Genomic DNA, 12,278 nt, shown 5'->3' on the forward strand with positions numbered 1-12,278 from the left:
CCGGGTGTGTAAGCGCAGCGATGCGTTGAGCTAACCGGTACTAATGAACCGTGAGGCTTAACCTTACAACGCCGAAGATGTTTTGGCGGATTTGAGAGAAAGATTTTCAGCTTTGATACAGATTAGCGGAAACGAAAGATTTTGCGCTGAGGCAAGGCGGCAAGAGAAGGCAGGGAAGGAGCATACTGAAGTATGTGACTGACCTGACGAGCGCAGCCAACGCAGCATCAGTGAAAAAGATTCGTTTCATGCACCAGAATTTGCCTGGCGGCAGTAGCGCGGTGGTCCCACCTGACCCCATGCCGAACTCAGAAGTGAAACGCCGTAGCGCCGATGGTAGTGTGGGGTCTCCCCATGCGAGAGTAGGGAACTGCCAGGCATCAAATAAGTGAAAAGCCCATCCGTCAGGATGGGCTTTTTGCGTTTCTGCATTCTGTCGCAGAAATGCAAAGCCCGGCGTTACCGGGCAAACCAGTTAAGATTTCTTTAGCCCTGGAAGCCAGAGTGAAATCCCACCGGACCCGATCCAATGAACTATCCTTATACTGCCCTTGTAAGCAGAGAGGATCTCAATTGGCTATCAAACCCTTCAATTACCAGCAGGACTTTTCCGACATCAACTTTCGCCAGCATCCTGAGCTGTATCAGGTTGGGCGAGGAGAACAGGGCGTATTGCTGGTCGAGCCGTATAAAGGCGAAATTCTTCCCTTCTGGCGTTACAAAGACGAAGCCTCGGCGATTAAATCGGCTGAAAAGATCTACCAGCTATTTGAGGATTACCGCAAGCAGGATGATTTCGTTGGCATGGACATGGCACGGAAATTTATTCAAATGGGATATACCCGTGCCAGACGCTACGCCAACTATAAAGGTGGCAAAAAGTATGCGCAGGACGGCAGCCTGAATACACGAGGCAACGATCCTACCAAAGCGGCAGCGGCGACAGTTTTTAAGGGATGGTGGGATAAAATCCGTGGAGATGAGGATTACCTTAAACGAAAACGCGCGCACCAGGCGAAGTGGGGATAAAAAATTAGCCAACAAATAATTAACACTTTATTTACTTTTTCAGCCCGCGTAATCTGAATCTCCAAAACTAAAGGCTGAACAAGCCGCATAACAAGGAGAACACTATGGCAGATATTATTCAGCGCACAGATAAAACAAACGCTGATGCTCCGGAAGTACGACGTCGGGTATGGGCCATCGTAGGCGCGTCTTCCGGAAACCTGGTAGAATGGTTTGATTTCTATGTCTACTCTTTCTGCTCACTCTATTTTGCGCATATCTTCTTCCCCTCTGGCAATACCACTACTCAATTACTGCAAACGGCGGGTGTTTTTGCGGCTGGTTTCTTAATGCGACCTATTGGTGGCTGGCTGTTCGGCCGTATCGCCGATCGGCGCGGGCGAAAAACCTCAATGCTGATTTCAGTATGCATGATGTGTCTGGGTTCTCTGGTGATTGCCTGTCTGCCGGGCTATGACGCTATCGGTACATGGGCACCAGCGCTGCTGTTGATCGCAAGGCTGTTTCAGGGGCTGTCTGTGGGTGGTGAGTACGGAACCAGTGCAACCTATATGAGTGAAGTTGCGCTTGAAGGGCGTAAAGGATTTTTCGCGTCATTCCAGTATGTCACGCTGATTGGCGGGCAGTTGCTGGCGTTGTTGGTCGTCGTGATTTTGCAGCAGGTGCTTGATGATGCTGAACTTCGCGCCTGGGGCTGGCGAATTCCTTTTGCGCTGGGGGCAGTGCTGGCTGTCGTTGCCCTCTGGTTACGTCGCCAGCTTGATGAAACCTCAAAACATGAAACCCGTGCTCTGAAGGAAGCAGGTTCGTTTAAAGGACTGTGGCGCAATCGCAAAGCTTTTATTATGGTCCTTGGTTTCACGGCTGGCGGTTCCCTGGCGTTCTATACCTTTACCACCTATATGCAGAAATATCTGGTGAACACTGCAGGTATGCATGCCAATGTGGCCAGCGCCATCATGACCGCCGCATTGTTTATTTTTATGCTGCTACAGCCGGTGATAGGTGCCCTGTCTGACAGAATAGGACGACGAGCTTCAATGCTCTGTTTTGGCGGGCTTACTGCACTGTTTACTGTTCCCATCCTGACCGCGCTGCAAAATGTCACTTCGCCTTATGCTGCCTTTGCTCTGGTGATGTGTGCTCTGGTTATTGTCAGTTTTTACACCTCGATTAGCGGCATTCTGAAAGCCGAGATGTTTCCGGCACAGGTCAGGGCACTTGGGGTTGGACTTTCTTATGCTGTCGCTAACGCGTTATTTGGTGGATCGGCAGAGTATGTCGCACTGTCGCTGAAATCCATGGGTTCAGAGAGCGCCTTTTTCTGGTATGTCACCGCGCTGGGGGCCATCGCTTTCCTGGTCTCGCTCATGTTGCACAAAAAAGGCAAGGGTCTGCGCCTTTAATGCTGGGCCAGTTGCCATACCGTATAACCGGTGGTGGCACCGGCTACATCCCACGCAAAATCTTTCCAGCTCCAGCCGCTCCCTGCCGGGCGGCTGTCCCATAGCTCCTTCGATGCGCCGAGTCCCAATGAGAACATCACGCCAATTGCTGCGCTGCGGTCACGGCTAATTCCCTGATGCTGCGCATACTCATTACCCGCAGCGGAAAGCATCGCGGAGGCGATAAAGTGCTGCGCTTTATCCTGCCCGTGCCAGCTATCGTCAGCCATATGACTGCAGGCAGAGAGGAGCAAAATACTGCAAAGCAAAAAATAGCGCATGGCAGGCCTCATAAAAAAGCCCCGACACTGCGGGGCTTAATACTACAGGATACGGCTTATCAGCCTGTCGATACGGATACGTCGCAGACGACGGATAAGCTTACGCACTTTCACGGGGTACTCAGCAATACTCTGTAAATCGCTATAGTGTTTAACCACCGTTGTGTGAGTGCGGATCAGTTCCAGCTCTTTATCCCGCTGAGCAGCCAGTTCCTGACGTGGATCGTGGATCAAAATTGCATTTTCGAGGTCCAGACGCCATGCGCGCGGGTTAAGGTTATTGCCAGTTAGTAACATCCATTCGTCGTCCACCCACATGCCTTTGAGATGATAAGTATTATCGTCGTCCTTCCACAGACGAACGATCAACTGATCGGTATTCACATAGTATTGTAGACGGCTGAGGAACCGACGCAGATTGATCTCGTAAAGATAAGGTAGCGCGCCAATGATTTTAAACGGTTGATCTTCAGGGATATAGAAATCATTAGCCGTTTTATCACCAACAATAATTTCGACTTTTTTCCCTTCGCGCAGTAAATGGATAATGTTGCGTACCAGCACGGCCGGAAGGTTAAAGTAAGGCGTACAAATGGTCAGCTTTTGCTCTGCACAGGGCATCAGATGGAAAATCGTCTTGTTGAGCAGGCTGGATTTACCCAGACCGACCAGCGGGGTCACCGCAAGCTGCTCATTATCCGCATTACCCTGGAAATGATAGCTGGTATCGCGCAGCTCCTGCCGATAAAGACGAACGTCATTTTTGATTTCCGGACTTTTCGGGCGGGCGTCGTTATCAAGACGATTTACACCCCGACCCTGGATCAGATTTTGATCCACCCAGTCGAACATAATATCGGCCATCCGGGCATTACGGATTTTCTGGTAGCGATCGTAGCGGTACTTATCGTGCTGATGTAAATAGACGTCATTGAGGCTGGCACCGCTATAAAGTACGGCATCATCAATAATGAAACCTTTATAGTGCAGGACGCCCAGCGCTTCACGGGTATTAACCGGTACGCCGTAAACAGGAACGTCTACGCCAGGGTTTTCCTGCGCAATACGGCAGTACCAGTCAGCATTGGTATTCGATGCAGCAGCCCCAATGCGGCCTCGCTGAGCGCGATGCCAGTCGACCAGAACGCGAACGTCCAGCTCAGGACGCTGACGTTTGGCTTCATACAACGCCGACAAAATACCCTTACCGCCATCATCCTGCTCCAGATAGAGTGCGATGACGCATATCCGGCGCGTGGCGCGAGCGATAGCAGCCAGCAACGCTTCCCGAAAATCAGCGGGGCTGTAAAAGAACTTAACATCATCAACTGACTGAGAAAGCTTAGGTAGTTGGGCAAGGTGTTGTTGATGTTTATTACGCTTAAATTTTGACAACATCACAGTGCGGTTCTTCTCTGTTTATTGAAGGGTCCTCTGTACCAGGCAGACGACTTAAGCGAGCAATCATATCACCGTTGCCTGCCAAAGTGATCAACATTTCCAGCAGCTTACTTATGTATTCCCGGACTTAGCCAGCAATAGCGTCAGACCAACGATGCCATCTTCGAGTTGGATATCGACATCAAATCCCAGCTTACGCGCCAGGGCCACCATACCGCGGTTATTCGGCATCGTAATCCCATTTAGCCGCTCCAGTCCGTGGTCGCGGGTATAATGAATGAGTTTCTCCAGCAGGCGTCGACCCAGTCCTAACCCTTTAAGATCTGAACGAACCAGCACGGCAAACTCAGCATCGATATTGTCCGGATCTGAGATGGCACGGGTGACACCGAGGATCTCTTCACCTTCATCCCGTTGACGAATGGCCACGAACGCCATTTCCCGATCGTAGTCTATCTGTGTCATGTTCGCTAAATCTTCATGGGTAAATTCGTTGATCTCGCTAAAGTAGCGATAGTACAGATCTTCTTTGGTGACCTGAGCAATAAAGCGCTGGAGAGACGGTTCGTCTTCCGGCAGGATTGGCCGGAACAGACAGCGTTCGCCATTCTTCAGTTCAACCCACTCCTCTAACTGCTGCGGATACGAGCGCACCGCCAGTCGACTCTCACGGTCGCCTTCAAATGGCGCAATGTCGAGAGTGACATCCAGCACGGTGAATTCATCTCCCGAGGCCAGCAGCGGATGAATATCCAGCCGTTGAATTTCCGGACAGTCAACAATCAGGTTAGAGACCCGCACCAGCAACTGACTAAGGCCAGCAATATCAAGGGGCCGCAGTGCACTGCGGCCACGGATTTTCTTCCCTTTGATCGCCTGGATCACCAAATAACGGGCAAGATTCATATTGAGGGGCGGCAGGGCAACGGCGGCCTGATCGTCCGCGCGCCACTCAACATTACCTTCACCGAGCATAATTACCGGACCAAAAACCGGATCGTGCTCAACCACGACCCGTAATTCCTGTGCTCCGGCGCGATTGGCCATACTTTGTACCAGCAGCCCATGAATACGCGCCCCCGGCCAGGCCATTTTTACCCGATCGAGGATGGCATCAGCGGCCTGCTGTACCTCCGCTGCGGTACGCAGGTATAGCATGACACCCTGAACTTCTGATTTGTGTGGAATATCCGGCGAGCGCAGTTTTAGCGCTACCGGATAGCCAATTTGCCCGGCAATATGCACCGCTTCCGCGCTGTCACTGGCGATCCACGTTGGCAACGTATGCAGGCCATAGGCCTGTAGAACAGGTTGTACTTCATGGGTATCCAGCGAAGAGGCCCCTTCCGCAAGTGCCTGCTGCAGGACGTTATGCGCTTCGGCGGTATTGGCCGCAAGGTTATCCGGCAAGGCGGGCGTTTCCCGCAGTTGTTTCTGGTTGCGCCTGTACTCGACCATATGCATAAACGCGGTGATGGTACCTTCCGGCGTGCGATAGGTGGGCAGCCCGGCTTCGCTGAACAGTCGGCGGGCTTCCTGGGAAGAAAATTCACCACACCAGTTAGTCAGTACCGTCACGTATTTTCCACGCGGGTGACGTTTAATCGCATCAATCAACGCAAGCGCACTTTCAGTACCAGGGGCGGCGGCGCTGGGGGAGTGGATAACCATCAGCGCATCGAAATCCTGACTGTTCAAGAGAATGTTAAGCGCGGCAAGATAATGCTCGCTGCTGGCATCATCACGCAAATCAAGCGGATTAGCCGCCTCAACTGAATCGGGAAGCGCCTGGCGTAGCTGCTGGCAGGTTTGCTCGCTGAGCGAAGCCAGTTTACCATTGCGCAGCCACAGCGAGTCCAGCGCCAGTGCGGCCGGAGCCGCGCCGTTACTGATGATCATCAGGCGCTCGCCGCGCAGTGGCCGCATATGACTGAGCGTTTCAACGGCAGAAAAAAGCTCGTGAGTATCCTGCACGCGCAGCAGACCCGCACGCTGGATGGCCGCATCCCAGGCCGGGTCCATTCCGGAATTTACATGTAGTAAGCGCTGCGCATCCGGACTGCGTCCGCTTTTAATCACCAGAATCGGCTTATTACGTGACGCGCTACGGGCCGCCGAAACGAAACGGCGGGCATCGCTTAAGTGCTCCAGATAAAGCAGAATGGCGCTGGTTTTACTGTCGCGGGCGAGAAAATCCAGCAGTTCATCCACGTCAATATCCAGGCTATCACCGAGCGCGATAAAATAGGAAAAACCCATCTCCCGCTGCTGCGCCCAGTCAAGAATCGTGTTGGACACCGCCGCCGACTGCGATATAAATGCCAGCTTACCGCGCGTGATCGGTACCGGAGAGAAACTGGCATTAAGCCCCTGCCAGGGAGCCAGAAGGCCGAGGCTGTTGGGGCCAAGAAGCCGCATCTGATAACGTCGGGCGCAGGCCTGGAGTTCGGCAAATTGTTCCGGAGGAGACGAGAGGATAATGCAGGTTTTACATCCTTTTTCACCCAGCGCCTCAAGTAACATCAGATTGCGCCGCGCGTGAGTGCACAATACTGCCAGGTCAGGTGTAAAGGGTAAACTGGCAACATTCGGCCAGGCCAGCACGCCCAGTACGGCTTTCCAGGCCGGCGTAACGGGCAGTACCGGCCCGCTGAAGCCGCCGGCCAGTAGATTGCGCATCATCAAATAACCAGCCCGCTGCGGCTTCATTGACGCGCCGATGACCGCGATTGATTTCGGCCGCAGTAGCGCTTCCAGTCCTCGCTGACTCATTCCCGTCTTCCTTATGCAGAAGTGACCGAATGATTTTAAACGCTTTCTGGCAATGCTGCTGTGATGTTGCTTTGATGTGCAGACTTTCCTGCCAGATAACGCTCGCGGAAAAGGGAAAAGTGAGCGCCGAGGCGGGTTGCTGCGTCAACATCTCCTGCCAGATCCAGCAAGGCGATGGCGACCTCAGCGGTGCAATACTGGCCTTCGGCATGAACTTCACGCAGGCGATAAGATGAAACGCGTGAAAGATCGACAGAAATTATCGGCAGCGCGTCCAGCCACGGGCTTTTGCGAAACATTTTCCGTGCTTCAGGCCACGTGCCGTCCAGCATAATATACAGCGGTGGTTTACCCGACGGCGGTGTAGATAATACCTGGCGTTCCGCACCCGCATAAGAGGCTGGAAAAACGACCAGCGGCTGATAATCAGGATTGGCGACCAGATCCAGCAGTGCCTGCGGCGGCTCGGTGCGCGACCATTGAAAAGCGGTCGTTTGCGGCAGAATGTCGGCGATCAACCGTCCAGTATTGCTGGGTTTCATCGGCTCGGTATCAAACATGACCAGGCAAAACCGACTTTGCGCCTGAGTGGGTACGATGGTAGTGCACAGGCAGGTTTTTAGCGGCAGAAGGCAGCGCTGACAGCGGCGAACGCGATTACCACGAGCAAGAAAAGGGCGAGTTGCACGAGCGAGTCGCTCAGCGCGAAGGCGAAGTACGGCGTTATCAGTCATGAGCGGGGTACAGAAAAAACGCCATTGTCGCAGAGCTGAGAGCAGGGCACAAGTCGTGCCCTGCTTAACTTAGAGGGATTCGTTTAGCCAGCTGTCAAAAGGGGCTTTCGGCACTGCGCCATTGAGCATATCGACAACTTCACCTTTTTTGAAAATCATGATTGTCGGAATACTGCGAATACGGAATCTGGCGCTTAACTCACGCTCGGCTTCGGTATTCACTTTTACAAAACGCACTTTGCCGCTGCGTTCCTCTGCTACATCTTCGAACACCGGCGCGAAATTACGGCAGGGGCCGCACCACGGTGCCCAAAAATCTACGACCACGGGCAGATCATCCTTAAGCAGTTTATCGAGTGTCTCACCGGTCGCATTGATCACATCGCCGTCGAACAGGTCGTGGCCGCAGCGTCCACATTTCGCAATATCGTCCATTCGATCGTCCGGAATGCGGTTAAGCGCCTGGCAACTGGCACAAACGGTATTCATAACTAACCTCAGGGTAGGAAGGGGGACAAAAGGCAATAATGCCGGAATGTTTCTTTAATGTTACATATTATTAGTGAGCCTGTTTTAAACAACAACGTGTTTTATTCGATGAGTACAATAGACACAGGCTTTTGAACGAAAACATGGCGAAGCGGGTGTACATCAGGTAATCTGCGCGCTTCGCGCAGCGCTGGTGGAGGAAAGCATGAACGACGAATTTAAGAATAAAAGCGGCAAGGTAAAGGTAATGTACGTCCGTAGCGACGACGACTCGGATAAGCGTACTTACAACCCGCGAACCGGGAAAGGCGGTGGCCGTCCGGGATCGTCCCGTGCCGAAGGTGGTCGTCGTCCTTCCCGCGAGGATCGTGGTTCGCAGGATCGCAGTCGTGACCGTGACCGTGACCGTGACCGTGACCGTGACCGTGATCGTGACCGCGATTCCTCGTCACCGTGGCGTACCGATTCCCGCGCGCCTGCCGATGATGCGCCGCTGAAGCCCGATCATGGTGGCATCAGCGGTAAAAGCTTTATCGATCCGGAAGTGCTGCGCCGCCAGCGTGCGGAGGAAACCCGTGTATATGGTGAGAATGCCTGTCAGGCCCTGTTCCAGAGCCGCCCGGATTCCATCGTCCGCGCATGGTTTATCCAGAGCGTCACACCGCGTTTTAAAGAAGCGCTACGCTGGATGGCAGCGAACCGCAAAGCGTATCACGTGGTGGATGACGAAGAACTGGCGAAAGCGTCCGGTACCGATCATCACGGCGGCGTGTGTTTTTTGATTAAAAAACGTAACGGTACTTCCGTGAAGCAGTGGGTGGCGCAGGCGGGTGAGACCGATTGTGTGCTGGCGATGGAAGATATCGCTAACCCTCACAACCTGGGTGCCATTGTCCGTAGCTGTGCTCACTTCGGGATCAAAGGCGTGGTGGTTCATGATGCCGCCGTGCTTGAATCTGGCGCGGCAATCCGTACGGCGGAAGGTGGTGCAGAGCACGTCCAGCCTATTACCGGTGACAGCGTTATTGATGCGCTTGAAGCGTTTCGTCAGGCGGGCTACACCATTGTGGCCACCTGCGGCAACACTGGCACGCCGCTGTTTGAGGCTGAGCTGCCGCCTAAGATGGTGCTGGTGGTCGGTCAGGAGCGCGATGGCGTCTCTGATGCCGCGCATGAAGTCGCAGATATGAACATCGCGATTGACGGCACCGGTAATGTCGAAAGCCTGAACGTTTCAGTGGCGGCAGGGGTAATGCTCGCTGAGTGGTGGCGACAGAATAAGATCTGATCCCGCTGCTGAAAAAAGTCCGGCGCTATGCATATAGCCCGGACTTTTTTTTATTCTGATTCAGCAGGCAGCACCGGCATCCAGTCGATGGGTTTTTCACCATGTTGTTCCAGCCACTGATTCGCCAGCACAAAGTGATTACAGCCAAAAAAGCCCCGGTGTGCGGAGAGCGGGGAAGGATGTGGCGCTCTCAGGATGTGATGGCGTTTGCCATCAATTAGCGCACTTTTCTTCTGCGCATGCGAACCCCACAGCAAAAATACCACGCCTTCACGATGCTCATTAATAATGCTAATGACTTTATCCGTAAAGGTTTCCCAGCCAAGACTGGCATGAGAGTGTGCCTGGCCTGCCCGCACGGTCAGTACCGTGTTAAGTAATAAAACACCCTGGCGCGCCCAGCTTTCCAGATAACCATGGGCAGGGCGTGTAAACCCGGGAAGGGTTCCCTCAAGCTCCTTGTACATATTCAATAACGACGGTGGGATAGCAACCCCCGGACGTACTGAAAACGACAGCCCATGTGCCTGGCCCGGGCCGTGATAAGGATCTTGTCCTAAAATGACTACTTTAACCTCACCGAGTTCCGTAAAGCGGAAGGCGTTAAAGACATCTTTTTGCGGTGGATAGATAGTATTGCCAGCCTGACGTTCAGCGGCAACGGTCTGGAGCGTGTTAACAAAATAGGGCTGCTCTTTCACTTCCGCCAGTACGTCATGCCAGGTTAAGGACGTGGTCATGTTGCTCTCCTGCAAAGGGTGATGCAGATAGCTTAACTGCTTCTTTGCACATCACAAAATACGACATTGCCAGATCAATCTCCGGGTATAAAAAAAGTTTAAAATTTACGAAATTATTTAGACGTTACTCGTGATTAAAATTGATATAAAACAATAATTTCCAGTTTGACCATTTTTGAAGTGTGGTTTTTGTTGATTTAAATCAAAGAACACCGGAACATTGACTGTTATATATACACTCAAGCAACAATGGTTTTACCAATTGGCCAACGCTGGCCGACAAGAAATGAAATGTAGCCCAAGGAGGCATCACATGATTACAGGTATCCAGATCACAAAAGCCGCGAATGACGACCTGCTAAACTCTTTCTGGTTGCTGGATAACGAAAAAGGTGAAGCACGCTGCGTATGTGCAAAAGCGGGATTTGCCGAAGATGACATCGTTCCGGTAACAAAACTGGGTGAAATTGAATATCGTGAAGTTCCGCTGGACGTACAGCCGGAAGTTCGCGTTGAAGGTGGTCAACACCTGAACGTCAACGTACTGCGTCGTGAAACGCTGATGGACGCGGTTGAGCACCCGGAAAAATACCCGCAGCTGACTATTCGTGTTTCTGGCTATGCGGTGCGCTTTAACTCGCTGACCCCGGAACAGCAGCGCGACGTTATTGCACGTACCTTTACCGAAAGCCTGTAATATTTGGCGGCAGGTAAAAAAACGCCGGGCTTATGCCCGGCGTTTTTATTTCTCTGTCTGCTCAGATTGCTGAGCGTTTGTATCCGCCCCGCTCGGCTTACGTCGCTTACCAATGTTTTTGGTGTCGCGATGGCGTTTCTTCACGCGCGGTTTTTCTTTCTCTTTTTCTTTCTTCTCGGCACGTTTCGCCAGCACTTTTTTCGACGGCTTGCCGGTCGATTTTTCGCTCGGGGCGCGGGTCGTCGGACGCAGCTCATCAATCACGCGTGCTTTCAGTGGCTCTTCGATATAGCGACTCGCTTTGCCAAGCAATAAATGGTCGTGCGCTTCTACCAGCGAAATCGCCGTCCCTTTACGTCCCGCACGACCAGTACGGCCGATACGGTGCAGATAGGCATCGCCGCTGCGTGGCATATCAAAGTTAAATACATGACTCACGTCAGGAATATCAATGCCGCGGGCAGCGACGTCGGTGGCAACCAGCACATTTACCCGGCCATCAGTCAGACGTTTAATCGCTTCGTTACGTTTGATCTGCACCATCTCGCCTTCAAGATAGCAGTTATTGATACCTGCCGAGCGCAGCCAGTTTGCCAGCTCATGCACCCGCTCGCGTTTACGCACAAAGACGATTGAGCGTGAGACTTCCGGCTGTTGCAACAGATGAACCAGCAGGGCCGTTTTATGTTCAACATCATCCGCGCGGTAGTACCACTGATGAATTTTCTTACGCTCACGGGTGGACGGTGTGGCAGACACTTCCACCGGATCGTCTAGCAAGCGTTCGGCAAAATCCTTAATTGCCGCATCGCCTTCCAGCGTGGCCGAGAACAGCAGCGTTTGCTTGCGCCAGCGGGTTTCACCGGCAATATGCTCAATATCCTGGGCAAAGCCCATATCCAGCATGCGATCGGCTTCATCAAGGATCAGCGTTTCAACCGCACGACAATCAAAATTCTCTTCTTTTATATATTGCATCAGGCGACCAGTGGTCGCGACCACGATGTCCTGATTCTCACTGAACACTTCCGCGTGGTTCATATAGGCCACGCCACCGGTGATGGTAGCGATATCCAGATGGGTATTTTTGGCCAGCTCGCGCGCGTGGTCGGCGACCTGCATCGCCAGTTCACGCGTCGGCGTGAGGATTAGGATACGCGGCGGCCCGGATTTCTTACGCGGAAAGTCGAGAAGATGCTGCAACGCGGGCAGCAGATATGCCGCCGTTTTACCGGTGCCTGTCGGCGCAGAACCGAGGACGTCACGGCCCTCCAGCGCAGGCGGAATTGCGGCAGCCTGTATGGCGGTCGGGCGTGTGAAGCCTTTCTCCTGGAGTGCATCCAGCAGGCTATCGTCAAGTTCAAGTTCGGAAAAAGTCGTTACAGTCATGTTCTACCTCAGT

The 12,278-nt window shown here is 52.9% G+C and carries 11 protein-coding genes and 1 rRNA gene; 5 read left to right on the forward strand and 7 right to left on the reverse strand.

The window, feature by feature from the left end:
- Window positions 1-263 precede the first annotated feature (263 nt).
- From rrf to CHU32_RS20045, 3 genes are all read left to right on the forward strand, one after another.
- A 5S ribosomal RNA gene (gene rrf / locus CHU32_RS20035) occupies window positions 264-379 on the forward strand.
- A 194-nt stretch (window positions 380-573) separates the two neighbouring features.
- Window positions 574-1,029, forward strand: a complete 456-nt coding sequence (locus CHU32_RS20040) for a DUF4385 domain-containing protein (protein ID WP_103677636.1) — start codon at window positions 574-576, stop codon at window positions 1,027-1,029.
- Window positions 1,030-1,133: 104 nt separating this feature from the next.
- Complete coding sequence (locus CHU32_RS20045; protein WP_103677637.1) at window positions 1,134-2,435, forward strand: MFS transporter; 1,302 nt, start codon at window positions 1,134-1,136, stop codon at window positions 2,433-2,435.
- Here CHU32_RS20045 and CHU32_RS20050 read toward each other — a convergent pair.
- From CHU32_RS20050 to trxC, 5 genes are all read right to left on the reverse strand, one after another.
- On the reverse strand, window positions 2,432-2,755 hold the full coding sequence (locus CHU32_RS20050) for a YfiM family lipoprotein (RefSeq protein WP_103677638.1): 324 nt from the start codon (window positions 2,753-2,755) through the stop codon (window positions 2,432-2,434). The two genes, CHU32_RS20045 and CHU32_RS20050, sit on opposite strands and share 4 nt — an antisense overlap.
- A gap of 42 nt (window positions 2,756-2,797) precedes the next feature.
- Window positions 2,798-4,153: a CDP-diacylglycerol--serine O-phosphatidyltransferase gene (pssA, locus tag CHU32_RS20055; protein ID WP_103677639.1), complete on the reverse strand. Its 1,356-nt coding sequence runs from the start codon at window positions 4,151-4,153 to the stop codon at window positions 2,798-2,800.
- A 114-nt stretch (window positions 4,154-4,267) separates the two neighbouring features.
- Complete coding sequence (locus CHU32_RS20060) at window positions 4,268-6,928, reverse strand: bifunctional acetate--CoA ligase family protein/GNAT family N-acetyltransferase (RefSeq protein WP_103677640.1); 2,661 nt, start codon at window positions 6,926-6,928, stop codon at window positions 4,268-4,270.
- A 35-nt stretch (window positions 6,929-6,963) separates the two neighbouring features.
- Complete coding sequence (locus CHU32_RS20065; protein WP_103677641.1) at window positions 6,964-7,662, reverse strand: tRNA-uridine aminocarboxypropyltransferase; 699 nt, start codon at window positions 7,660-7,662, stop codon at window positions 6,964-6,966.
- 69 nt (window positions 7,663-7,731) lie between these two features.
- Window positions 7,732-8,151, reverse strand: a complete 420-nt coding sequence (gene trxC, locus CHU32_RS20070) for a thioredoxin TrxC (protein WP_103677642.1) — start codon at window positions 8,149-8,151, stop codon at window positions 7,732-7,734.
- Window positions 8,152-8,356: 205 nt separating this feature from the next.
- On the opposite strand from trxC, the gene CHU32_RS20075 reads away from it, so the two are divergent.
- Window positions 8,357-9,439 (forward strand): tRNA/rRNA methyltransferase, encoded by a 1,083-nt coding sequence (locus CHU32_RS20075; protein WP_103750920.1) that lies wholly within the window; start codon window positions 8,357-8,359, stop codon window positions 9,437-9,439.
- Between the two features lie 50 nt (window positions 9,440-9,489).
- On the opposite strand, the gene ung is transcribed toward CHU32_RS20075, so the two are convergent.
- On the reverse strand, window positions 9,490-10,179 hold the full coding sequence (gene ung / locus CHU32_RS20080) for a uracil-DNA glycosylase (RefSeq protein ID WP_103677644.1): 690 nt from the start codon (window positions 10,177-10,179) through the stop codon (window positions 9,490-9,492).
- Window positions 10,180-10,492: 313 nt separating this feature from the next.
- Between ung and grcA the strand changes: the two genes are divergently transcribed.
- A complete protein-coding gene (gene grcA, locus CHU32_RS20085) occupies window positions 10,493-10,876 on the forward strand; it encodes an autonomous glycyl radical cofactor GrcA (protein WP_103677645.1) in 384 nt (127 codons plus the stop codon).
- Window positions 10,877-10,921: 45 nt separating this feature from the next.
- Here the strand turns inward: grcA and srmB are convergent, their stop codons facing one another.
- Window positions 10,922-12,265, reverse strand: coding sequence for an ATP-dependent RNA helicase SrmB (srmB, locus tag CHU32_RS20090; protein WP_103677646.1), 1,344 nt, complete (start codon window positions 12,263-12,265; stop codon window positions 10,922-10,924).
- Between the last annotated feature and the right edge of the window lie 13 nt (window positions 12,266-12,278).

This window comes from Superficieibacter electus, assembly GCF_002915575.1.
In the GTDB taxonomy this organism is placed as follows: domain Bacteria; phylum Pseudomonadota; class Gammaproteobacteria; order Enterobacterales; family Enterobacteriaceae; genus Superficieibacter; species Superficieibacter electus.